The organism is Tessaracoccus defluvii (assembly GCF_014489575.1).
Taxonomy (GTDB): domain Bacteria; phylum Actinomycetota; class Actinomycetes; order Propionibacteriales; family Propionibacteriaceae; genus Arachnia; species Arachnia defluvii.
In genome coordinates this window covers 2,449,950-2,471,137 of the sequence record NZ_CP060789.1, presented here as the reverse complement: position 1 = coordinate 2,471,137, position 21,188 = coordinate 2,449,950, and the positions used below count along the sequence as shown (strand labels likewise).

22 protein-coding genes are annotated in these 21,188 nt (G+C 70.7%); 11 read left to right on the top strand and 11 right to left on the bottom strand.

Features of this window, described 5'->3' with window-relative positions:
• Nucleotides 1–28: 28 nt before the first annotated feature.
• The 4 genes from H9L22_RS11845 to H9L22_RS11830 all read right to left on the bottom strand — a co-directional run bounded on the left by H9L22_RS11845 (nucleotide 29) and on the right by H9L22_RS11830 (nucleotide 5,979).
• On the bottom strand, nucleotides 29–1,795 hold the full coding sequence (locus H9L22_RS11845) for a glycoside hydrolase family 35 protein (RefSeq protein ID WP_187720104.1): 1,767 nt from the start codon (nucleotides 1,793–1,795) through the stop codon (nucleotides 29–31).
• A 152-nt stretch (nucleotides 1,796–1,947) separates the two neighbouring features.
• Nucleotides 1,948–3,060: a substrate-binding domain-containing protein gene (locus tag H9L22_RS11840; protein ID WP_187720103.1), complete on the bottom strand. Its 1,113-nt coding sequence runs from the start codon at nucleotides 3,058–3,060 to the stop codon at nucleotides 1,948–1,950.
• Between the two features lie 95 nt (nucleotides 3,061–3,155).
• Nucleotides 3,156–4,394 carry an ABC transporter permease subunit gene (locus tag H9L22_RS11835; RefSeq protein WP_187720102.1) on the bottom strand — a complete coding sequence of 413 codons (1,239 nt, stop codon included), beginning with the start codon at nucleotides 4,392–4,394 and terminating at the stop codon, nucleotides 3,156–3,158.
• Between the two features lie 25 nt (nucleotides 4,395–4,419).
• The gene (locus tag H9L22_RS11830; protein WP_187720101.1) at nucleotides 4,420–5,979 is read right to left on the bottom strand and encodes a sugar ABC transporter ATP-binding protein; all 1,560 of its coding nucleotides are present in this window, start codon (nucleotides 5,977–5,979) and stop codon (nucleotides 4,420–4,422) included.
• A gap of 313 nt (nucleotides 5,980–6,292) precedes the next feature.
• On the opposite strand from H9L22_RS11830, the gene H9L22_RS11825 reads away from it, so the two are divergent.
• The 8 genes from H9L22_RS11825 to H9L22_RS11790 all read left to right on the top strand — a co-directional run bounded on the left by H9L22_RS11825 (nucleotide 6,293) and on the right by H9L22_RS11790 (nucleotide 14,641).
• Nucleotides 6,293–7,447 (top strand): ROK family transcriptional regulator, encoded by a 1,155-nt coding sequence (locus H9L22_RS11825; RefSeq protein ID WP_187720100.1) that lies wholly within the window; start codon nucleotides 6,293–6,295, stop codon nucleotides 7,445–7,447.
• On the top strand, nucleotides 7,444–8,196 hold the full coding sequence (locus H9L22_RS11820) for an ATP-binding cassette domain-containing protein (protein ID WP_187720099.1): 753 nt from the start codon (nucleotides 7,444–7,446) through the stop codon (nucleotides 8,194–8,196). The genes H9L22_RS11825 and H9L22_RS11820 overlap by 4 nt, the downstream gene beginning before the upstream one ends.
• Nucleotides 8,197–8,525: 329 nt before the next feature.
• A complete protein-coding gene (locus H9L22_RS11815; RefSeq protein WP_187720098.1) occupies nucleotides 8,526–10,016 on the top strand; it encodes an FGGY family carbohydrate kinase in 1,491 nt (496 codons plus the stop codon).
• Nucleotides 10,017–10,098: 82 nt separating this feature from the next.
• Nucleotides 10,099–11,088, top strand: coding sequence for a sugar phosphate isomerase/epimerase family protein (locus H9L22_RS11810; RefSeq protein WP_187720097.1), 990 nt, complete (start codon nucleotides 10,099–10,101; stop codon nucleotides 11,086–11,088).
• On the top strand, nucleotides 11,085–12,050 hold the full coding sequence (locus tag H9L22_RS11805) for a transketolase (RefSeq protein WP_226965823.1): 966 nt from the start codon (nucleotides 11,085–11,087) through the stop codon (nucleotides 12,048–12,050). The genes H9L22_RS11810 and H9L22_RS11805 overlap by 4 nt, the downstream gene beginning before the upstream one ends.
• Nucleotides 12,050–12,979 (top strand): transketolase family protein, encoded by a 930-nt coding sequence (locus H9L22_RS11800; protein ID WP_187720096.1) that lies wholly within the window; start codon nucleotides 12,050–12,052, stop codon nucleotides 12,977–12,979. Before H9L22_RS11805 ends, H9L22_RS11800 begins: the two co-directional genes overlap by 1 nt.
• Before the next feature lie 115 nt (nucleotides 12,980–13,094).
• The gene (locus tag H9L22_RS11795) at nucleotides 13,095–13,625 is read left to right on the top strand and encodes a SigE family RNA polymerase sigma factor (protein WP_187720095.1); all 531 of its coding nucleotides are present in this window, start codon (nucleotides 13,095–13,097) and stop codon (nucleotides 13,623–13,625) included.
• A complete protein-coding gene (locus H9L22_RS11790) occupies nucleotides 13,622–14,641 on the top strand; it encodes a hypothetical protein (RefSeq protein WP_187720094.1) in 1,020 nt (339 codons plus the stop codon). Before H9L22_RS11795 ends, H9L22_RS11790 begins: the two co-directional genes overlap by 4 nt.
• Before the next feature lie 525 nt (nucleotides 14,642–15,166).
• Here the strand turns inward: H9L22_RS11790 and H9L22_RS11785 are convergent.
• From H9L22_RS11785 to H9L22_RS11770, 5 genes are read right to left on the bottom strand one after another with little or no spacing between them, the layout of a single operon-like run.
• Nucleotides 15,167–16,438: a DUF58 domain-containing protein gene (locus H9L22_RS11785; protein ID WP_187720093.1), complete on the bottom strand. Its 1,272-nt coding sequence runs from the start codon at nucleotides 16,436–16,438 to the stop codon at nucleotides 15,167–15,169.
• The gene (locus H9L22_RS20760; RefSeq protein ID WP_264292441.1) at nucleotides 16,435–16,653 is read right to left on the bottom strand and encodes a hypothetical protein; all 219 of its coding nucleotides are present in this window, start codon (nucleotides 16,651–16,653) and stop codon (nucleotides 16,435–16,437) included. The genes H9L22_RS11785 and H9L22_RS20760 overlap by 4 nt, the downstream gene beginning before the upstream one ends.
• On the bottom strand, nucleotides 16,650–17,429 hold the full coding sequence (locus tag H9L22_RS11780; protein ID WP_226965822.1) for an AAA family ATPase: 780 nt from the start codon (nucleotides 17,427–17,429) through the stop codon (nucleotides 16,650–16,652). Before H9L22_RS11780 ends, H9L22_RS20760 begins: the two co-directional genes overlap by 4 nt.
• Nucleotides 17,426–17,914, bottom strand: coding sequence for a hypothetical protein (locus H9L22_RS11775; protein WP_187720092.1), 489 nt, complete (start codon nucleotides 17,912–17,914; stop codon nucleotides 17,426–17,428). The genes H9L22_RS11780 and H9L22_RS11775 overlap by 4 nt, the downstream gene beginning before the upstream one ends.
• Nucleotides 17,911–18,633 carry a DUF4129 domain-containing protein gene (locus tag H9L22_RS11770; RefSeq protein ID WP_187720091.1) on the bottom strand — a complete coding sequence of 241 codons (723 nt, stop codon included), beginning with the start codon at nucleotides 18,631–18,633 and terminating at the stop codon, nucleotides 17,911–17,913. Before H9L22_RS11770 ends, H9L22_RS11775 begins: the two co-directional genes overlap by 4 nt.
• 127 nt (nucleotides 18,634–18,760) lie before the next feature.
• Between H9L22_RS11770 and H9L22_RS11765 the strand changes: the two genes are divergently transcribed.
• From H9L22_RS11765 to H9L22_RS18960, 3 genes are read left to right on the top strand one after another with little or no spacing between them, the layout of a single operon-like run.
• Nucleotides 18,761–18,919 carry a hypothetical protein gene (locus tag H9L22_RS11765; protein WP_187720090.1) on the top strand — a complete coding sequence of 53 codons (159 nt, stop codon included), beginning with the start codon at nucleotides 18,761–18,763 and terminating at the stop codon, nucleotides 18,917–18,919.
• A gap of 46 nt (nucleotides 18,920–18,965) precedes the next feature.
• Nucleotides 18,966–19,661, top strand: coding sequence for a serpin family protein (locus H9L22_RS11760; RefSeq protein WP_187720089.1), 696 nt, complete (start codon nucleotides 18,966–18,968; stop codon nucleotides 19,659–19,661).
• Nucleotides 19,589–20,047 carry a serpin family protein gene (locus H9L22_RS18960; protein WP_226965821.1) on the top strand — a complete coding sequence of 153 codons (459 nt, stop codon included), beginning with the start codon at nucleotides 19,589–19,591 and terminating at the stop codon, nucleotides 20,045–20,047. Before H9L22_RS11760 ends, H9L22_RS18960 begins: the two co-directional genes overlap by 73 nt.
• A gap of 29 nt (nucleotides 20,048–20,076) precedes the next feature.
• Here H9L22_RS18960 and H9L22_RS20465 read toward each other — a convergent pair whose 3' ends face one another.
• Together H9L22_RS20465 and H9L22_RS20460 are read right to left on the bottom strand one after the other, a co-directional pair.
• Entirely contained in the window at nucleotides 20,077–20,487 is a 411-nt protein-coding gene (locus H9L22_RS20465) for a lipoate--protein ligase family protein (RefSeq protein WP_226965820.1), read from the bottom strand.
• Nucleotides 20,488–20,525: 38 nt separating this feature from the next.
• The gene (locus tag H9L22_RS20460; protein WP_406707786.1) at nucleotides 20,526–21,125 is read right to left on the bottom strand and encodes a lipoyl protein ligase domain-containing protein; all 600 of its coding nucleotides are present in this window, start codon (nucleotides 21,123–21,125) and stop codon (nucleotides 20,526–20,528) included.
• Nucleotides 21,126–21,188 lie beyond the last annotated feature (63 nt).

Genomic DNA, 21,188 nt, shown 5'->3' with positions numbered 1-21,188 from the left:
GGTCGCCGGCCCGCGGAAACGCCGCTGACTACTGCACGGACTGGCCGAGGTGCGGCCTGGCCACGAACCGTGCCTGCGTCTCCGCCGTCCCCTCCAGTTCGAGGAGGACGACGGTGTTGTCGCCGGCCCGCGTGGCAGGGCCGGGGACGTACAGGGTCCGCTGCGGGCCGTTGCTCCAGTAGCGGCCCAGGAAGAACCCGTTGACGAAGGCGTAGCCCTTGCCGAGGCCGTCGGTGCTGAGGAACAGGTCGGACGGCGCATCGAGAGTGAACCCGCCGCGGAGCGCCACGGGGGCCGTCGCCGGCGCCGTCAGAGGTTCAGCGGGAGCGGTGGCTTCCGTCAGCCGCTCGCCGACGGCGGCGACGTCGATGGGTGTGGCCGTCCATCCCACGAGCGGGAGGCCGGCGACGCGGGGGCCGAACAGGCCCTTCGGTTCGCCGATGCGCTTCTCGTAGTTCACGCGGCCCTGGTCCTCGACCAGGATCGAGACGGTGCGGCCCCGTGGGATCGTCAGCCTGCGCTCGTGCCAGGTCCGGGCGAGGCTGCCGACGCGCACACCGTCGACCTCGACCCAGGCGAGGTCGCGGACGCCGTCGACCGTCAGCAGCGCGGTCTCCGCGTCGCCGAACGCCTCGGCTGGGATCTCGGCCGTGTACTCGATGAGCGCGCTGACGTGGGTGAGGTCCTCGAAGGTTGGGGGAGCGTCCGCCACTGCGGCCGCGGTCTCGACGGCCAGGCGCCAGTCGCCGAGCGAGGTCAGCGGGGCCGTGACCTCCGGCCGGTCCGCCGCGCGGGGCGGGGCAGGCTCCGTCACCGTGGTGTGGCGGGCGATCACGTCGCGGAACGCGAAGTACTTGTCGGTGGGGTCGCCCGCCTCGTCGATGGGGGCGTCGTAGTCGTAGGTGGTGGCGATCGGGAGGTAGCGGCCCTTGTGGTTGGCGCCGTTGTTCAGCCCGAAGTTCGTGCCGCCGTGGACCATGTAGATGTTGACGGAGGCACCGGCGGCGAGGAGGGCGTCGAGCTCCGCGGCGGAGTCGGCGGCCGAGGTGGTGTGGTGCTCGTTGCCCCACCAGTCGAACCAGCCGCACCAGAACTCGGAGCACATCAGGGGCCCGGTCGGCTGGTGGTCGCGCAGCGTCGCGAGCCGCTCGGCGGCGCGGGAGCCGAAGGAACCGGTCATGTGCAGGCCGGGGAGGCTGCCGTCGCGCAGCATCTGCGGCTGCGGCTGATCGACGGTGGTGAGCGGAACCGTGATGCCCGCGTCCTGCGTGATGCGCACCAGTTCGGCGAGATAGGCCTTGTCGGAGCCGTAGGCGCCGTACTCGTTCTCGATCTGGACGAGGATCACGTTGCCGCCGCGGTCGATCTGCCGGGGCGCGACGATCTCGTAGACGCGGCGAAGGTATGTCTCCACCTCCGCCAGGTAGGTGGGCTCGGAGCTGCGCAGGCCGATACCGGGCATGGCGGTGAGCCAGGCTGGCAGGCCGCCGCCCTGCCACTCGGCGCACACGTAAGGGCCGGGACGGACGATGGCGTGCATGCCGGCCTCCGCGACGAGGTCGAGGAAGCGGCCGAGGTCGTTCCATCCCTCCGCGTTCCACTCTCCGCGGAGGGGCTCGTGGGCGTTCCACATGACGTAGGTCTCGATGGTGTTGAGCCCCATCCGGCGGGCCGTCTCGATCCGGTCTGCCCAGTCGCCGGGGTGGATCCGGGGGTAGTGGAGGGCGCCGGAGATGATCCGGTGGGGCTCGCCGTCGAGCAGGAAATCGCGGTCGCCTATGGAGAAGCGTGACACGGTGCTGGACCTCTCGTGCAGGGGGACGCGACCACGAATGTAACCGCGTTCATTTTCCTGTCGAGCCTACTGCACCGCGTCACGGGGCCGGCTCAAGTGCGGAGGGGGTGCCCGGCGAACCGGACACCCCCTCGGGGATGGGGTGGAGCCCGTCAGCTGTTCTGCTCGATCAGCGCCATGCGCTCCGCGTCGTTGGCGAAGACCTCCTTGAGGTTCGCCTGGGTGACGACGACGGGATCCAGCTGGAAGATCGCGACGTCGACGGCACCGTTGTTTTCGCTGTCATCGCCGGCGGGAAGGGCCTTGCCCGACTGCGCGATCTTGATCAGCTCGACGGTCTTGGCGACCAGGTCCTGGGTCGGCTTGGCGACCGTGGAGTACTGGCGTCCCTGCGCGATCCACGCGATCGACTCGTTCTCGGCGTCGAGGCCGGAGACCACGGGAAGGTTCTGGCCCGACTGCTCGGCCGAGGTGATGATAGCCCGGGCGATGCCGTCGTTCGGCGAGAGGACGCCGTCGATCTGCTTGTCGGCGTAGAAGCCGGACAGGAGCGAGTCCATGCGGGCCTGAGCCTTGGAGTTGTCCCAGTCCTGCGTCGCGGCCTGCGTGAAGTCGGTCTGGCCCGAGACCACGACGAGCGTGCCGTCATCGATCTTCGGCTGGAGGACCTTCATGGCCCCTTCGAAGAACTTCGGCGCGTTCGGGTCGGCGGGACCGCCGGCGAACAGCTCGATGTTGTACGGACCCTCGCCCTTCGCGGCGAGGCCATCGAGGAGGGCCTGGCCCTGCAGTTCGCCCGTGCGGATCGAGCCGAACTGGACGACGCCATCGACGGCGGCGGTGTTCTCGATGAGCCGGTCGTAGCCGAGGATCAGGACGCCCGCGGCGTCAGCCGTCTCGAGGACGGAGCTGAGCTGGGTGCCGTCGATGGGGCCGACGACGATGGCCTTGGCGCCCTGCTCGATCATGGCCTCGATCTGCTGCTGCTGTTGAGGCACCTTGTTGTCAGCGGCCTGCACGAGCGGCTTGAAGCCTGCCTCGGTGAGCTCCGCCTTGAACATCGTCTCGGCTTCCTTCCAGTTCTGGGTGCCGAGCCAGGGGAGTGCCACGCCGATGGTGGCGTCCGCGGCGAATCCGGCCGCCGGTGCGCTGCCGTTCGACGACGGATCGGTGGACGAGGTGCCCTCGCGTCCCGACCCGCAGGCGGTCAGGCTGAGGGCCGCGACGATCAGCGACGCCACGACGGGTGCTGCCTTGAACTTCATCGTGTTTCCTTTCGTTCCTGCGGTGTGCAGGGATGGTTGCTGCCGCGGGCGGGGCCCGCGTTGATCCTGTGGGTGGGGGTGGGTGGTGCCGGGGGTCAGTCGGTGGTGGCCGCCGCCTCGACCTTGTCCCGGCTGAAGCGCCGGGCGATCTGGCCGACCAGCGACGGCTTGCCGGCGATCTTGTTCCGGACATCGAAGGCGACGGCGGCCAGCAGGACGAGGCCCTTGATGACCTGGGTCTGGTCGGCGCCGACGCCCATGAGGATGAGGCCGTTGTTGAGGACGGCCATGACGAGGCCGCCGATCATCGACCCGACGACGGTGCCGATGCCTCCGGAGACCGCCGCACCGCCGATGAAGACGGCCGCGATGGCGTCGAGCTCCCACATGGTGCCGTCGGTGGGGCCGGCGGAGGTGGCGCGGCCGATGAAGAGGATGCCGGCGACGGCGGCGAGGAACGACATGTTCATCATCACGAAGAAGTAGACCTTGGGGACGCTGACGCCCGAGAGGGCGGCCGCTGCCTTGTTGCCGCCGACCGCGTAGATGTGGCGGCCGAGGCGCGTGCGCTGCGTGATGATGTGGTAGATGATCACGAGGCCGACGAGGATGAGGCCGGGGATCGGGAACGAGGTGCCGGGCCGACCGCTGGCGAACAGCTGCGTGATGTAGCCGATGACGATCACGATGAGCGCGATGCGGGTCAGTGACGCCCACAGCGGGGCCTCGTGGTTGCGGGCCAGCAGGCTCCGGCGGCGGCGCAGCTCGCTGTAGATGAACCAGGCGGCAGCGAGGATGCCGAGCAGGAGCGTCGAGTTGTTCATGCCGGTGAAGGCGGGGCCCCATTCGGGCAGGTATCCGGCGCCGAAGATCTGGAACTCGCGGGGAACGGGCACCGAGATCGAGTGCGACATCCAGATGACGAGGCCGCGGAAGATCATCATCCCGGCCAACGTCGTGATGAACCCCGGGATGCCCATCTTCGCGAGCCAGAAGCCGTGCCAGGCCCCGACGAGCGCGCCGACCACCAGGCCGAGCAGCAGGCCACCCCACCAGGGCAGTCCCCAATCACGGATGCTGATCGCCACGGACATGCCGACGAACGCGGCGACCGAGCCGACCGACAGGTCGATGTGGCCGACGACGATCACCATCACCATGCCGATGGCCAGCACCAGGACGTACGCGTAGCCGGAAATCAGGCTCTGCAGGTTCGACGACGTGAGCATCTTGCCGTCGGTGGTGATGTTGAAGATGACGACCAGCAGGATGAGTGCGAGCGCCATGGTGTACTGCTGGAGATTTCCTCCGAACACCTGCTTGATGTGCTTCATGGTTTCTTCGTCCTTGGAGAGTGGCTCAGGAGTTGGCCGGGGCGGCCGGCTCGTCCGAGGTGGTGGTCATGCGGCGCATCAGAGTCTCCTGATCCGCGTCGGCGGCCGCGAGTTCGCCCGTGATGACGCCCTCCCGGATGGTGTAGATGCGGTCACAGATGCCGAGCAGCTCCGGCAGTTCGGAGGAGACGACGATGACGGCCTTGCCCTGGTCTGCGAGGGCGTGGATGAGGCGGTAGATCTCGTACTTGGCGCCGACGTCGATGCCCCGGGTCGGCTCGTCGAGGATGAGCACCTGGGGGTTGGTGTACATCCACTTGGCAAGAACGACCTTCTGCTGATTTCCTCCCGAGAGGGTGGCCACGCCGACGTCGACGGTGGAGGTCTTGATGCGAAGGTCCCTCCGGTACGACTCGGCGACCTCTGACTCCCGGTCGAGCTGCAGCAGCCCGCCCGAGACGATACCCCCGAGGTTGGCCGACACGATCGTCGACTTGATGGAGTCCAACAGATTCAGACCCAGGGTCTTGCGATCCTCGGTGACGTACGCGAGGCCAGCGCGGATCGCCGCGTCGACGCTCGTCGGTGCGATCGTCTCCCCTGCCAGCCGCATCTCGCCACTGCGGTAGATGCCGTAGCTGCGGCCGAACAGGGAACGCATGAGCTCGGTGCGGCCGGCGCCCATCAGGCCGGCGAAGCCCACCACCTCGCCCGCCCGCACCGTGAAGGACGCGTCGTTCGCGACGAGGCGGCCGGGCAGGTTCGGGTGCTCCACGGTCCAGCCGGACACCTCGAGCAGCACCTCCCCGATGTTCGGGGTGTGGTGCGGATAGCGGTTCTCGATGGACCGTCCCACCATCGCCTTGATGATGCGGTCCTCGTCGACCTGGCCCGCGACGACGTCGTAGGTGTCGACGGTATGACCGTCGCGGATGACGGTGACCGCGTCGGAGACGGCGGCGATCTCGTTGAGCTTGTGGGAGATCATGATGCAGGTGATGCCGCGTGCTTTGAGACCGCGCATCAGGTCGAGCAGGTTCGCAGAGTCGTCCTCATTGAGGGCGGAAGTGGGCTCGTCCAGGATGAGGAGCTTGACGTTCTTCGACAGCGCCTTGGCGATCTCGACGAGTTGCTGCTGCCCGACGCCGAGCTGCTTCACCGGGGTCTCAGGATCCAGATCGAGTCCGACGCGGGCGAGCAGTTCGATCGACTGGAGGCGGGCGCGGTCCCAGTCGATCAGCAGCCCGTGCATCACCTCGGAGCCGAGGTAGATATTCTCCGTGATGCTGAGCTCGGGGATGAGCGCCAGCTCCTGGTGGATGATGACGATGCCCTTCTCCTCCGAATCCCGGATGCTGGAGAAGCGCATCTCCTCGCCGTCGAACCGGATGTGGCCCTCGTAGGTGCCGTGGGGATAGACGCCGGAGAGGACCTTCATCAGCGTGCTCTTGCCTGCGCCGTTCTCGCCGCAGATGGCGTGGATGTCTCCGCGGCGGACGGACATCGTCACCTGGTCGAGAGCGCGGACGCCGGGGAACTCCTTGGTGATGCTCTCCATGTCCAGCAGGACACGACTTTCAGCCATGCATCCTCCAGTCTTCCTTGACCTGACATACCCCATCAGCCATGACGGGCATGTCTTCGACTACTGAACGCAAAGCTAATTCGACATCGGGGTTGGCGTCAACTTGTAAAGCCAAGCCGTTACGGAATTGTGACCTGCGGGGCGGGAGGAGTGTGGTCTGGATGCGTGTGAGTGGCCCTCGTCTGGTGCAGCACGGCCTGGTGGCGAGGCCTCCGCATTGGCTTCTAGGGGTGAAGGCAAGGGATGGGGTTGAGCGTGATGCGCCTCCGGCTGGGTCCCCGCTGGATTCGGCGCTCGATGCTAGGTTTGGGCCGTGAACGTAGGCACCGGCGCGAGGGGATCGCAGTCCTCGCTGCGTGAAGCCAACAGCGCCAGCGTGGTCGAGGCCGTGCGGCAGTACGGCCAGATCACGCAGGTCGAGCTCGCCGCGGTGACGGGACTGTCCCCGGCGACCGTCTCCAACCTCGTCAAGAACCTGCAGGTCGCGGGGGTCGTGCAGACCTCAGCGACCGTTCGGTCCGGCCGACGCGCCCAGGCGGTCTCGCTGGTCCGCTCCTCCGATCTGTCTGTGGGTGTGCATGTCGGCCGGCGCCGCCTCGACATCCTGATCGCCGACGCGTCGTGGACGGTGACGTCGCGGCAGCGGTTCCCCCTCCCGGTCGAGCATCGCTTCGACACGACCCTCGACCGCGTCGCCATGCTTGTGGCCGAGCTCACCGAGCAGGTCGGGGCGGGTCTCGACGAGGTCGCTGCTGTCGGGCTCGCGGTGCCGGGGGCGGCCGGGCAGTCGTTCGAAGCGCTGGCCGGCTGGGGGGAGATCGATCCCGCGGACGTGCTCGCTCGCAGGCTGGGACGCAACGTGCTGGCCATCCGCGAGGCCGACGCGGTCGCCGTTGCTGAGTCCCGCTTCGGCGCATTGCGCGGAGTGGGTTCGGCGCTCGTGGTGCGGGCGTCCTCGGTGACCGAAGCATCCCTCAGTCTGAGTGGCCGCCCGATCCGCGGGCTTGGCGCAGCTGCCGGCTCGCTCGGCCACGTGCTCGCCGACCCCAACGGCCGGATCTGTCGCTGCGGGGCCCGCGGTTGCCTCAACACCCTGGTCTCTCAGGAGGCGCTGGCCGACCTCCTCCGCGTGAGCCACGGCCCCCAGAGCCTCCGGGCGATCGTCTCCGGCGCGATCGAGGGTGATGCGGGCTGCCGCCAGGTCATCGCGCATGCCGCTACCAGCATTGGCGCGGCCGTCGCGGACGCCGCCGTCATGTTCGGACCCGAGCGGATCTGTGTGACAGGGCTGCTGGCCAGTGCTGGTGAACTGTTCCTCGAGCCGCTGCGCACCGTGCTACGCGCGCGACCGTTGCTCCCCGATCCGGAGGTGTTCGTCGTCCAGGGTGAATGTGACGACGCCGAGGTGCGGGGGGCGCTCGCCATCGCGAGCGACACTGCCGATTCGCTGAAAGTGAGGGACGTGTGACCACCAACTCCGAATCGCCGCTGCTTCGGCTCCGCGGTGTCAGCAAACGCTTCGGGGGAGTGCAGGCCCTCACTGGCATCGACCTCTCGGTGGAGCGCGGCGAGGTCGTCGCCCTTGTGGGGGACAACGCCGCGGGCAAGAGCACCATCGCGCGCGCCATCGCCGGTGTGTACCAGCCGGACGGCGGCACCATCGAGATTGACGGCGTGCCGGTGACCATTCCCAGCGCCCAGGCGGCCATCGGGCTGGGTATCGCCACGGTCTTCCAGGAGTTCGCGCTCGTCGAGGAACTGGACGTGACCAGCAACATCTTCCTCGGCCGTGAACTGGTGCGCGGGGGCCTGCTCGATCGCGAGCGGATGGACGAGTTGGCGCGCAGCTACCTCGGCCGACTGCGCACCCGCATCGCCGACCTGCGCCGCCCTCTCGGTGGGTTGTCGTCCGGCCAGCGCCAGTGTGTCGCGATCGCCAGGACGCTGGTCTCGGAACCGAGACTGGTGGTCCTCGACGAACCGACGGCCTCGCTGTCGGTCAGCCAGACCGCCGAGGTTCTCGGCTACATCGAGGACCTTCGTGACCGCGGCCTCGGCGTCATCCTCATCAGCCACAACCTCACAGACGTGCGGGCGGTGGCCGACCGGATCGTGGTGCTGCGCCACGGGCGCATCAACGGCTCCTTCGCTGCGGCTTCGGCCACGTACGAGGAGATCATCGCAGCCATCACAGGGGCCACCCGGATTCCGGTCTGAGAACCGCCTGTCCGGCTGCAGGCTGAGCTGCGACCGGGCCTCCCGGCTTTCCCGCTCCGCTGATGCTACGGGTGCTCGTGGTCTGCGATGTCGGAACGGGCGCGCCCGGATCCGAGGCGCCCGCCCGCCTGGGCGCGTGTAGAAGGGTGGACTCCTCATGAGCCGGCAGCCGTTTCCTGTGGGAGGCCTGCTCTCTCGTTCGTCTTGCCTGGGCGAACCGGCTTCGTGTGGCCAAACTGTGACCCGTCCAGCCTTGACCACGTCGGCGCGCCGGACTATCGTCCGGTATAGTTCATTCAACGAAGAATATCTATGCAAGCGAGGTTGATGTGACGATCCGGGTATCGCCCAACGACGGGTTGGTTCTTGCCGTCGATCTCGGCACCACCAACGTGAAGGCGCTGCTCGTCGATCCCGCCACCCGACGCATCGTCCGCCGCGGCTCCGTGCCCGTCGACGTCCACCGCCCGGCCGACGGCTGGGTCGAGCAGGACGGCGAGCAGCTCTGGGGTGCCGTGTGTGGTGCCGTCGCCGAATGCCTCGCCGACGGGGCCGTTCCCGTCGGCATCGCCATCTCGAACCAGCGCGAGTCCGTCGCGGTCTGGACGGTCGACGGCGGGCTGCTCGGCCCCGTCCTCGGCTGGCAGGACGCCAGGACCGCGGCCTGGTGTGCGGACCCGGCGCAGGCCGACCTGGCCCGGATCGCGCCCGACATCACCGGACTCACGCTCGACCCGATGTTCTCGGCCCCCAAGCTGCGCTGGCTCCTCGACCGCCACGGCGGCGTCCCCGGGCTGCGGCTCGGCACCCTCGACACGTGGCTCGTCGACCGTCTCACCGGCGAGTTCCTGGCGGAGGCGGGCAACGCGTCGCGCACCCTGCTGCTCGACCTCGCCACGCTCGACTACAGCCCCGAACTGCTGGCCGGGTTCGGCATCCCCCGCTCGGTGCTGGCCCCCGTCGTCGCCTCCGACGCCGGCTTCGGCGTCACCCGCGAGGGGCTGCCCGTGCCCGCGGGGGTCCCCGTCGTCGCCGTCCTGGCCGACTCGCATGCCGCGCTCTACCTGCACGGCTCCGGCCGCCCGGGCGAGGGCAAGGTCACCTACGGGACCGGCTCGTCGATCATGGTGTCCGTCCCCGGCGCCGAGGCCCCCGCCCCGCTCGCGGAGCCGGTCGTCGCCCGCACCCTCGCCTGGCAGACCGACGTCCCCGTCTACGCCTACGAGGGCAACATCGTCGCCAGCGGGGCCGCCCTCGAGGCGATGGCTCGGATCCTGACCGGCGGCGACGTCGGAGCTCTCGACGCACTGGCCCGCACCGTCGGCCGTGGCAGCGGGCTCTCCTTCGTTCCCGCGTTCACCGGCCTGGCCGCCCCCTGGTTCGACCGTGGCGCCGTCCCGCTGCTGGCCGGCATCACCGGCGCGACGACGCCCGGGCACGTCGCGCTGGCTGCCTTCGAGGCCGTCGCCCACCAGGTCGGCGACGTCATCGCCGCCGTCGACCGTCTCGCGCCCGGTGCGCTGACAACGGTCCACGCCGACGGCGGCGCCACCGCCTCCGCGCTGCTCATGCAGTTGCAGGCCGACGTGCTCGGCCGACCTCTCCACGTCGCAGCGGCCCCGGAGGCCTCCGCGCTCGGCGTCGCGGCGCTCGCCGCCCGCGCGCTCGATCTACCTGTGGCGGCGGCCGAAGAGGGCCGCCAGGTGCACCCCGATCCAACGCAGGGTTGGGTGTCCACCTCCAGGGCCCGGTGGCGCGACGCCATCGGCCGGTCCCGTGGCCACGCCGTCCACCGCACCGTGTCCGCCAGCGAGGGCTGACACACCAGCGGGTGGCCCGCCCGACGCGGGTCACCCGCACCACCTCAGATCCGACCCACCCGCTCACCCATTGGAGAAGCACATGTCCACCCCCATCTTCGGCGCAGGTCTCTGGAACTTCGCCAGCTACGTCGACCGGTACGCCACCGACGGCTATGCGGAGCCCGTCTCGACTCTCGAGCAGATCCGCATCGCAGGCAGCGTCGGAGACCTGAGCTACGTCGATCTGAACTTCCCCTACTCTCACGACGCCACGCTGGACGAGATCAAGGAGGCGCTGGCCGCCGCCGACCTCAAGGCCATCGGCATCACCCCCGACATCTACCTGCGGCGCTTCGGCCGCGGCGCCTTCACGAACCCCGACCCGGCGATCCGCGTCCAGGCCATCGACCTGATGCACAAGGCAGCCGAGGACGTCCGTGCGCTCGGCGCCAAGTACGTGAAGCTGTGGCCCGGCCAGGACGGCTGGGACTACCCGTTCCAGGTGCACCACGGCGACATCTGGAAGCTCGCCAAGGACGGGCTCAAGGAGCTTGCCTCCGCGCACCCCGACCTCAAGTTCGTCATCGAATACAAGCCGCGTGAGCCCCGCGTCAAGATGCTCTGGGACTCTGCCGCCCGCAGCATCCTCGGCATCAAGGAGATCGGCCTCGACAACGTCGGCGTCCTGCTCGACTTCGGCCACGCCCTCTACGGTGGCGAGTCGCCGGCCGACGCCGCGCAGCTGCTCATCGATCACGACCTGCTCTGGGGCATGGACGTCAACGACAACCTCCGCGGCTGGGACGACGACCTGATGGTCGGCACCGTCCACATCACCGAGGTGTTCGAGTTCTTCTACACCCTGAAGATCAACAACTGGGAGGGCGTCTGGCAGCTCGACCAGTTCCCGTTCCGTGAGGACACCGTCGAGACGGCGCGCACCTCGATCCGCTTCCTGAAGGCCATCAACCGGGCCCTCGACGAACTGGACTACGAGAACCTGCGTCTCGCCCAGACCCGTCAGGACGCGATCGCCGCGCAGCGGATCGTCCAGGACGCTCTGCTGTCGTGCATGCGGAGCGAGTCGTGAGCGCAGACACCAACGTCCACCACGGGCTGCTCCACGAGGTCGACCCGCCGCTGCTGGCCGCGCCCGACCGCGAGATCCGCGTGCTCGGACGCGTCCCGGCCGGCGCCACCGACGCCGAGGCGGAGCACCACCTGGAGCTGGCCGCCACCGAGGTCCGCCGCCGCGCCGTCCAGACGGTCGGCGCCGCGAAGGCAGGCCACCTCGGCGGCGAGTTCTCGATCACCGACACGCTCGTGACGCTGTACCTCGACGTCATGAACATCTCTCCCGAGCAGGTTGACGCCGGGGATCCCGAGCGGGACCGGCTGATCCTGTCCAAGGGGCACGCCGCGAACGCGCTCTACACGGCGCTGGCCGTCGGCGGCTACCTCCACCCGGAGGCGCTGCGGACGTTCCTGCAGTCGGAGTCGATGCTCAACGGACACCCCGCCCGCAACAAGATCGCCGCCGTCGAGGCCAACACCGGGCCGCTGGGCCACGGGCTGCCGATCGCCGTCGGCACGGCCATCGCCGCCGTCCTCGACGGTTCGAAGCGACGGACCTTCGTCCTGCTGGGCGACGGCGAGCTGCAGGAGGGCTCCAACTGGGAGGCGTTCATGACAGCCGGCCACCGCCGTCTGTCGAACCTGACGGCCGTCATCGACCGGAACCGGCTGCAGCAGGGTGCCCGCGTCGCCGACACCAACGACCTCGAACCGCTCGCGGACAAGCTCGTCGCGTTCGGCTGGGAGGTCCGCGAGGTCGACGGCAACGACATCGCCGCGCTGCGCCCCGCCCTGCGGGTGCCGGGCAGCGACCGACCCGTCGCGATCATCGCGCACACCGACAAGGGATTCCCCGTCAGCTACATGCGCGACAACGTGGCCTGGCACCACAAGGTGCCCACCGCCGAGCAGGTGGGCATCGCGCTGGCCGAGCTCGATGGGATCCTCGGCCGGCTCGAAGCGAAGGAGAACAACTGATGACCGCGCAGACGTTTGACTGCCGCAACGCCTGGGCCGACGCCATGGCCGAGGCGGCCAGGGCCGACGAGCGTGTCGTCGTCGTCGTGAACGACTCCGTCGGCTCGTCCAAGCTGAACGCCTTCGTCGACGAGTTCCCCGAGCGGAGCATCAACGTCGGGATCGCCGAGCAGAACATGGTCGGCGTCGCGGCGGGGCTCGCCAACGGCGGGAAGATCCCGTTCGTGTCCGCGGCGGGCTGCTTCCTCAGCGCCCGCGCCATGGAGCAGATCAAGGCGGACGTGGCCTACTCCGAACACAACGTGAAGCTGGTCGCGCAGTCGCCCGGCGTCGCCTACGGCGATCTCGGCCCGACGCACCACTCGATCGAGGACTTCGCGTGGATGCGGACCATCCCCGGCCTGACGGTGGTCGCCCCCGTCGATCCGGTGGAGACGGCGCAGGTCATCGCCTGGGCCGCCGGGCATGAGGGCCCCGCCTACATCCGGGTGTCCCGCATGGCGGTGCCCGCCGTCTACCCGGAGGGCTATCAGTTCGTGCCGGGCAAGGCCGTCACGCTGCGGGAGGGGACGGCCGCGGCCATCATCGCGACCGGCACCACCGTCGCCAGGGCGCTCGCTGCGGCCGACCTGCTCGCCGCCGACGGTGTGGAGGTCCGCGTGCTGGCCATGCCGACCATCAAGCCGCTGGACGAGGCCGCAGTCGTGGCCGCGGCCGCCGAGACGGGTGGCGTCGTCACCGTCGAGGAGGCGCTGGTCACCGGCCTCGGCGGAGCCGTCGCCGAGGTCCTGGCCGAGCAGCACCCGGCCCCGCTGCGCCGCATCGGGTTCCGCGACGAGTTCGCCATCACCGGCACGGCCGAGTGGCTGCTCGACCGGGTTGGCGCCAGCCCCGAGGGGATCGCGGCGACGGTCCGCGAATTGGCCTGATCCCGCATCGCAGGACGGCGCCCCGGCTGAGGCCGGGGCGCCGTCCGCATTTAGGATGAAACGCATGTCAACCGAACCGGACCCCCGAAGCGTTGGAGCTATCGAGGAGGACGAGATGACTGACATCACCGTGGCGGAGCCGGAGGCACCGACCGAAGTGGGCGAGGCCCGCGACTTCGATGCCTTCGTCACTCGACGCGGCGGAAAGCTGTGGCGGGCGGCCTGGCTGCTCACGGGCGACGCCCACCGGGCGGAGGACCTCGTGCAGACGGCGCTGACCAGGACGTACACGCGCTACGCGGCGCTCGGTGACGACGAGGCCTACGAGGCTTACGTGCGCACCACCCTGTACCGCACGTACGTCAGCTGGTGGCGTCGGCGCTGGAACGGCGAGGTGCCGACCCAGCAGCTGCCCGACACCGGCGGATCCACGCAGCCGGACACGCTGCGGGTGGACCTGACCCGGGCCCTAGCCGAGCTGCCGAAGATGCAGCGGGCCGTCGTGGTGCTCCGCTACTTCGACGACCGCCCGGTCGCCGAGGTGGCCGAGATGCTCGGCATCTCCGAGGGGTCCGTCAAGACCCACTCCTCACGCGGCTGCGCTGCCCTGCGCGGTTCGCTCCATCTGACCGAGGAGGCGTCGTGAGCGACATCCAGAACCTGTTCCACACCGCGACCCCCGAGCCGCCGGCCACCGGCGAGTGGGCGGGCAAGGTCCGTGACCGGCGTCGTCGCCGGAGGACAGTGACCGGCGTCGCGGCCGCGGTGCTCGCCGTGGGGCTCGCCGTCCCGCTGGGCACGACGCTGCTCAACCGGCCCGCGCAGGTCGCCGCGCCGCCCACCCCGCCGCTGACGTCCACCGCGGTCGACGGTCGCTGCGCGGAGGCCGCGACCATCGTCGAGGAACGCGTCGCTGTCGATCCCGCCGACGCGGCCCCGCTCAAGGAGGGCGCGACCAAGGCGTGGCTGTGCGGCGACGAGTACACGGCCGGCCCGCTCGATGCGCTGACGGTCGGCGTCGACGACGCCTACGCCGCGTTCACCGGGGCCGAGATCGCGCCCATCGAGACCATGATCTGCACGATGGAGTACCGGCTGGCGTACACCGTCGTCTTCGAGTACGCGGACGGCAGCATCCATCCGGTGACGGGCGAACTGCACGGCTGCAAGACGATGAGCGACGGCAACACCTACCGCGTGGGTGGCGACGCGTGGCTCGACACCCTCGAGGGCCTGTGGACCGTGCAACGCGAGGCCACTGACGTGAGCATCGAGGCACTGCCGGACTGCCGGGTGGGCGCCACCGTCATCCCGGCCGACCTGTCGCGCATCTTTGGCACGCAGACCTGCTTCACCACCAACGGTGAGGTCGGCACCACGACGCGGGTCCAGGACTTCGGCGACGGCCTATCCACCAACGCTGAGATCGCGGCGGCCTTCGCCGCCTCCCTGGAGGCCGACTCGACGACCGTCCTGCCCGACATGATGGAGTTCCCGGAGCCGGGCGTCATCCTGCAACTTGTCGACCGCTACGGCGCCGCGCTGTCGCTGACGCAACTGACCGACGGCTCGTTCCTCTACTACGTCGGGGACGAGGGCCGCGTCTGGACGCCGCCGGCCGAGCTCGCAGAGGTCGTCTCGGCGGCCACCACCGAGTCCTGATCCGGGTCGGCTCCCAGCGGGAGCCGGCCCCGAGCAGCCGCAACAGGACGGCCCCGAGGAGGGCGATCGCGACGGCACCCGCCACCGCGAACCACCCCTCCCCGGGGCCGTTCGTCGGCTTCAGTAGGACGACTGACACCACCGCCGCGGGCTGGGCCACCAGCTGGACGGCGACGAACCGGGTCGCCGTCGGGCCCAGTGCCCGGAGCGCGATCCTGCTGCGGACGTCGATCTCGTACGACAGGGTCCCCAGCACGTGGGCGAGGTGGGCCGCCAGCACCGCCAGGCAGGCCGAACCGACCGACGCGGGTGCGACCAGCAGCGCGACACCGATCAGCAGCACCAGCACCCAGGGCGCCGGCGTCCGTGGCACCGCGGCGGCCGCCAGACCGGCGACCACCAGCAGCACCTTCCACAGTTGCACGTCGGTCAGCCACAGCGCCGTCGCCGCGCCCACGAGAGCCAGGCCGAGCCTGAGGACGGCCGCCGGGATCATCCAGCCGATGCGCACGGTGTGGAGGCGGCTCATCGGCGGATCCTCGCGGCCAGCCGCAGGTCGACGGCGGCCGCGTCGCCGGCCGTGCCCCAGGCGACGATGTCGATCCCGGCTCCCCGCAGATCCTCGAACGACAGGGCCCGCTCGGCCAGCACGATCCGCAGCGACAGCGACTGCTGGGCGGTGAGGCGCTCCCGGTCGGGGGCGGGCAGCACGTCGACGGCGACCACCCGATGCCCCGTGGCGCGCCAGGCGAGCGCCAGCCGGGAGGCCGAGTCGTCGAGGAAGGTCGACAAAACGTAGGCGACAGATCCCGTCGGGATCGGGGGAGCCCGGCGGATCATCGTGTCCCCGTGCCCGCGTCCCGTCGCGGCGATGGCGGCGGTGACGCGTGCCAGGTGCCGGCGGCCCGCGCCGCTGCGCACCGACCGGCCGCCTGGGGTCATCTCGTGGTAGGCGACACGGTCGCCGTCGCTGACGGTCGCCTCGGCCAGCGAACGCGCGGCCTCCCGGGCCAGATCCAGCGACGTGACCCCGCTGCGTTCCGGGTCGCCGGTGCCCCACGACGCGACCGACTCGCCGAGCTCCTCCACGTTGTCGAGCAGGATGACGACGGAGGCGTCGCTAAGAGTGTTGGTGCGGCGCACCATCAGCTCCCCGGGGCGGCGCGCGGCCCGCGCCGTCGCCCGCCAGTCGACCCGGCGCAGCTCGTCGCCGGGCGTGAAGGGATGGATGTCGCGGAAGTCGCCGCCGTGGCCGGGGCGGGCGCCCTCGTGGCCGCCGTGCAGCCCGACCAGACGGGGTGCGAGCGGCAGCACCGGCAGGGGCCGGGCCTCCGGCATCGCCTGCCAGTCGAGGTGGGCGGGCGACGTCACGGGGGAGCGGAGGGCGCCGTCGCGGGTGAGCCCCCGCGCCACCACCGACACGAGACGCGTCGGCCCGGAGTGCAGGAGCCGACTCGTTGCCCGCGCCTGCCCGTCGCCTGCCACGACGAGTGAGGTGGTGTGCCGATGCCCCTGCGTGAGGCTCAGCTGGACCATCTCCGACGACGACCCGACCGCGATCCTCGCGCCGGGACGGTCGGCGGCAGGGCCGGGCTCGGCCGACACCGTCACGCGGGGTGCGGGTCCGCCCCGGTGCAGCAGGGCGCCGAGCACGCACAGCGCCAGCGGCACCGCGAGGGCCACCGCGTCCGGCCTGCCGAACACGAGGCCGGCCACGGCCAGGACGACGACGCACACGGCGCCCGCACCCACCGTCGGGGACGGCCGGGGGCCGGGGGCCGACGCGGGATCCGTCATCCGAGCCCCACGGGCGCCGCCGCCCGCGCCGACACCGTCGGCGGGACGGCGACCGAGTCGCGCACCGTCCGGACCACGGCCTCGGGGCTGATGCCCTGCGCCCAGGCCTGCGGGGTCAGGGTGAGCCGGTGGGCGAGCGTCGGGATCGCGGCCCGCTTCAGGTCGTCCGGCCTGACGTAGTCGCGTCCGTCGAGGGCCGCGAGCGCCCGGCTCACCAGCAGTAGCGCCTGCGAACCGCGGGGGAGGCGCCGACGGCGACGTGCTGGGCTCCCCGCGTCGCCCGGGCGAGCGACACGCAGTAGGCCGCGACGTCCAGGTCGACGTGGATCCGTTCGACCAGGGCCTGCAGTTCCAGCAGCTCGGCGGCGGTCAGCACGGGATCGACGTGGGCGGCCTCCTGGCGGCGGGCCACCCGCCGCGCGAGGATCTCGGCCTCACCGTCGGAGCTGGGATATCCGACGGCGAGCCGCACCATGAAGCGGTCGAGCTGCGCCTCAGGGAGGCTGTAGGTGCCCTCGAACTCGATCGGGTTGGACGTGGCGACGACGTGGAAGGGGCTGGGCAGCGGGAAGCTCGTTCCCTCGACCGTGACCTGCCGCTCGGCCATGGCCTCCAGCATCGCCGACTGCGTCTTCGGGGTCGTCCGGTTGATCTCGTCGGCAAGCAGCAGGCCCGTGAAGATGGGGCCGGGACGGAACTCGAACGTTCCCGTCGCGGGCGCGTAGACGTAGGAGCCGGTGACGTCGCCGGGGAGCATGTCCGGCGTGCACTGGAGGCGACGGAAGTCGAGGCCGAGGGCAGAGGCGAGCGACCTGGCCGCCACCGTCTTGCCGAGTCCCGGCACGTCCTCGAACAGCACGTGCCCACCCGCCAGGATCGTCGCCAGCGCGAGTTCGAGGGCGTCGTCCATGCCGACGACGACGGTGCGGACGGCGTCGAGGACGCGGCGTCCGCCGGTCCTGACCTGGGTGGCCGGCGTTGCTTCGCTCATGGGTGGGGCTCCTGCTGGGGGTCGGGGACGGTCGGTGGCTGGGCGGCGAGCCGCTCGAGCCCGGTCATCAATGAGGCCGCGTGCGCCATGGGCAGGCGGCGGGTGGCCAGGTGCGCGGCGGCCCCGGGGCCGAGGAGGGCGTCGACGGCGGACGCGGCGGCGTCGTCGTCGAGGTCCAGCCCCAGGCGGGCGAGCCGTCGGCCGGCGAGTCGGCGGATCCGCGCCATCACCATGGGGCCCGCCTCGCCGGTCGCCGGGTTGAAGCCCCAGGCCAGCCCGGAGAGGGCGGAGGTCTGCTGGCGGGCGTCGGGCCGTCGCGGCGGCCACGGGGGTTCGCCGTCGTCCACCAGCGCCCGTCCGACGGCGACGAGGACGCCGGCGGCCACGCCCCAGGCCACGGCGAACCAGCCCTCGACCCCGATGACGGCCAGGGCGGAGGCGAGCAGGACGGCGGTCACGACGGCGCCGAGGTGGCGGCGGATCATCGCCAGGCCTCCTCGATGTGACGCAGGCAGGTGCGGGCGGCGTCGCGCTCGGGCTCAGAGACGCGATGGGAGCCGAACCGGACGCCCTCGTAGAGGCGCAGCAGGTCCTCGGCGTCGCGGCGGACGGTCGACCGGTGCGTGACGATCCTGACGGCGAACTCGCCGGCGGTCTCGGCAGCCCCGCGGTCGAGCCCGGAGTCGGCCGCCGTCTGCTCCACCGCGAGCCAGGCCGCGACGATCGCATCCGAGGGGGTTCCGCTGTCGAGTCGTTCGAGGGCACCGGCCACCCCGCGTCGCAGCGTCGGGGCATCGGGGGTCGGCTCGTCGGCGTGCAGGTCCGCGAGTGGGGCAACGACCGCCGAGCCTGCTCTGAGGCGCAGTTCACGGTCGCGCCACAACCGCCGCACCCACCGCGCCAGCAGGTAGCCGACGCCGATGACGATCAGACTGGCGAGCACGATGCCCACGGCCTCGAGGATCTTCCCCAGCGTTTCGTTCGGCTCGAAGTCGGGTAGGGGCTCCTGCGGAGGCGCGGTCTCCGGAGCGGAGGCGCTGGGCATGGGCACTGTCGGCGGGTGGCCCGTGAGGAACGCCGGGGTGGTGTATCCGGGCGTCCCCTGCACGGCGGCGGCCACCGCGACGAAGGCGAGCAGCGAGACGACGGAGACCCTGGTCAGCAGAGATCCGCGGATCGCTGAGGGGGTGCCGCGTCGCTGCATTTCCTCAGCCTAGCCAAGTCGGCCGGGTGCCCCGGCGCCGCCGTCCGGCGGAATTCTCAGGAAACTCTCAGAACAGTGCAACCAGATGGGTGCTCCAGAGCGTCTATAAGGGTGAGGAGGTCGGGCCATGACGATGGAGCGGGGCCGGGACGAGGCGGCGGTGGTGACCGCACGCATGGTGGTGCGGGCGGCGATGATCGTCTGGGTGCTGCTGTGCCTGACCGGGGTGCTCCTGCTGCTGATCGGCTCGGCCCAAGGCGGATCCCTCGTGATCGGAAGCCACTGACCTCCCGGACGCGCCATAATGGGCGTGACCGAGGGGAGTGCCCGCAATGATCACCGCACCAGCCGATGCCGTCGCCGCCGCCCGCGCCAGTGAGGCGCTTGGCTGGCGCGCCGCTCTCGGTTCCCACGGCCCCAACCGTCTCGTGTCGCCCAGTTCACTGGCGATGTCGCTCGCCGTCGCCGCCGAAGGCGCGCGGGGTGCGTCGCGGGAGAGCGTGGACGCGGCGCTGGGTCTTGGAGGCGCCCACCGGGCGGCCGCCTTCGGGGCGCTGCGGGAGGCGCTCCGCCGCTACGAGTCGTCGCCCGAGACGCTCGACCCCGACGATCCGCCCGCCGACCCGGTCGTGCACCAGGCCACCCGCATCGCCACCCTCGAACATCCGATCCTTCCGGCCTTCCTCGACCGTGTGGTCACCTACCCCGGCAGCAGCGTCGTCCAGCTCGACCGCGGCGGCGCGGAGGCCGACCTCAGCGCCTGGGTCCACCGCGTGACGGCCGGGTTGATCGAGTCGTCGAGCGTGCGGCTGAGCCCGGACGACGCACTCGTCATGCAGGACGCGGTCCTGTTCGGGGCCCGCTGGGAGCGGCCATTTCGGGGCGGCCCCCGCCCGCTCGTCTTCCGCGCCCCGGCGGGCGGCGCCGCCTCGAGGGAATCGGGCAGACGATGCCGGTGGCCCACGCGGCCGCGGCGGGCTGGGAGGCGGTGCGGCTGCGCTACGACGACGCCCTCGCCGCCGACGTGATCGTCCCCACCCGGGACATCCATGCCCTGGGCCCCGCCGAGCTGTGGGAGGCCGGGCGGGCCCTGGACGCCTCGGCGCCGGAGATGGTCGACCTGACGATGCCGACGCTGAAGCTGACGGCGCGCACGGACCTGCTGGCCGCGCTGCCCGGCGTCGACCTCAGCGACCTGTCGGGGATCTTCTCGGGGCCCGCGCCACGGGCTGGACGCAGCAGGCGCGCCTCAACGTCGGCGCGCGCGGCACGGTGGGAGCCGCCGTCACGGAGATGGTCTTCTCCCGGGCAGCCTTCAGGCCGCCGCCAGCCAGGACGTTCGTGGTCGACCGGCCCTACGTGCTGCGGGTGCTGGACACGAGGACCGGCTGGGCCGTGTTCCTCGCCGTCGTGACCGATCCCAGCCTGGGCTGAGACTCCGGATCAGGGGATCCGCTTGGTCCACTCGTCCGAGGAGAACTTCGTCTCGACGAGTTCCTGGGCGGCCGCCAACTCGGCCTCGCTGTAGTCGCGACGCCGCGTCTCGTACTGTCCCTCGAAGTGGGCCAGGAAACCGGCGATGATCTTGTCGCGCGGCAGCTGGGTCTGGGAACGCAGCGGGTCGACACGCTTGTTGGCCGACTTGGTGCCCTTGTCGGAGAGCTTCTCGCGCCCGATCCGCAGCACCTCGAGCATCTTGTCCGCGTCGATGTCGTAGGCCATCGTCACGTGGTGGACGACGACGCCGCCGGTCACGCGGCGCTGCGCCGCGCCGGCGATCTTGCCCTTGTCGGAGGCAATGTCGTTCAGCGGGACGTAGCGGGCGTTGATGCCGACCTTCGCCAGAGCGCCCATCACCCACTGGTCGAGGAACTCGTAGCTGCGCTCGAAGCTCAGCCCTCGACGAGCGAGGCGGGAACGACAAGCGAGTAGGTGACGCAGTTGCCGGGCTCCATGAACATGGCCCCGCCGCCGGTGATGCGACGCACGACGTTGATGCCGTGCTTCTCCCGGCCCTCGTCGTCGATCTCGTTGCGGTACGACTGGAACGAGCCGATGACGACGAGCGGCTGATCCCAGTCCCAGATCCGCAGGCTCGGGTTGATCTCGCCGCGGGCCAGTTGGCCGGCGATGACCTCGTCGAGCGCGACATGCATCCGTGGATCCATGGTGACCGGGCCGATGACGTCGAACGTGTGGTCGGACCAGTCGGTGGCGTGGCCGAGCGCGCGCCGCACGGCGATCCCGACGGCGTCGGGAGTGAAGCCGATCATCCGGGTCTCTGCGTCGAACCGGGCGGTGATGGACGCGGCGAGATCGGCGACCGACGCCGTCGACGGCATCCCGACCAGCGCGGCGTTGATGTCCTCGAGCGCCTCATCCGGTTCCAGGAAGAAGTCGCCGGAGACGAACGCGGACGAGATCGTCCCGTCGTCGACCTCGACGTCGACCGCCACCAACTTGCCACCAGGGACCTTGTATTCACCACGCATGGGCACGAGCCTACCCAGAACCGGGCGGCCGGTTCCCCACCAGCCCCACCTCTGGCCGCGCAG

Coding starts and splice junctions, on each gene's coding strand:
- H9L22_RS20460 (WP_406707786.1), bottom strand. CDS start 21,125: ATGCGTGGTGAATACAAGGTCCCTGGTGGCAAGTTGGTGGCGGTCGAC.
- H9L22_RS11760 (WP_187720089.1), top strand. CDS start 18,966: ATGATCACCGCACCAGCCGATGCCGTCGCCGCCGCCCGCGCCAGTGAG.
- H9L22_RS20465 (WP_226965820.1), bottom strand. CDS start 20,487: ATGGGCGCTCTGGCGAAGGTCGGCATCAACGCCCGCTACGTCCCGCTG.
- H9L22_RS11795 (WP_187720095.1), top strand. CDS start 13,095: ATGACTGACATCACCGTGGCGGAGCCGGAGGCACCGACCGAAGTGGGC.
- H9L22_RS11835 (WP_187720102.1), bottom strand. CDS start 4,394: ATGAAGCACATCAAGCAGGTGTTCGGAGGAAATCTCCAGCAGTACACC.
- H9L22_RS11780 (WP_226965822.1), bottom strand. CDS start 17,429: ATGAGCGAAGCAACGCCGGCCACCCAGGTCAGGACCGGCGGACGCCGC.
- H9L22_RS11770 (WP_187720091.1), bottom strand. CDS start 18,633: ATGCAGCGACGCGGCACCCCCTCAGCGATCCGCGGATCTCTGCTGACC.
- H9L22_RS11810 (WP_187720097.1), top strand. CDS start 10,099: ATGTCCACCCCCATCTTCGGCGCAGGTCTCTGGAACTTCGCCAGCTAC.
- H9L22_RS11800 (WP_187720096.1), top strand. CDS start 12,050: ATGACCGCGCAGACGTTTGACTGCCGCAACGCCTGGGCCGACGCCATG.
- H9L22_RS11785 (WP_187720093.1), bottom strand. CDS start 16,438: ATGACGGATCCCGCGTCGGCCCCCGGCCCCCGGCCGTCCCCGACGGTG.
- H9L22_RS11775 (WP_187720092.1), bottom strand. CDS start 17,914: ATGATCCGCCGCCACCTCGGCGCCGTCGTGACCGCCGTCCTGCTCGCC.
- H9L22_RS11840 (WP_187720103.1), bottom strand. CDS start 3,060: ATGAAGTTCAAGGCAGCACCCGTCGTGGCGTCGCTGATCGTCGCGGCC.
- H9L22_RS11830 (WP_187720101.1), bottom strand. CDS start 5,979: ATGGCTGAAAGTCGTGTCCTGCTGGACATGGAGAGCATCACCAAGGAG.
- H9L22_RS11765 (WP_187720090.1), top strand. CDS start 18,761: ATGACGATGGAGCGGGGCCGGGACGAGGCGGCGGTGGTGACCGCACGC.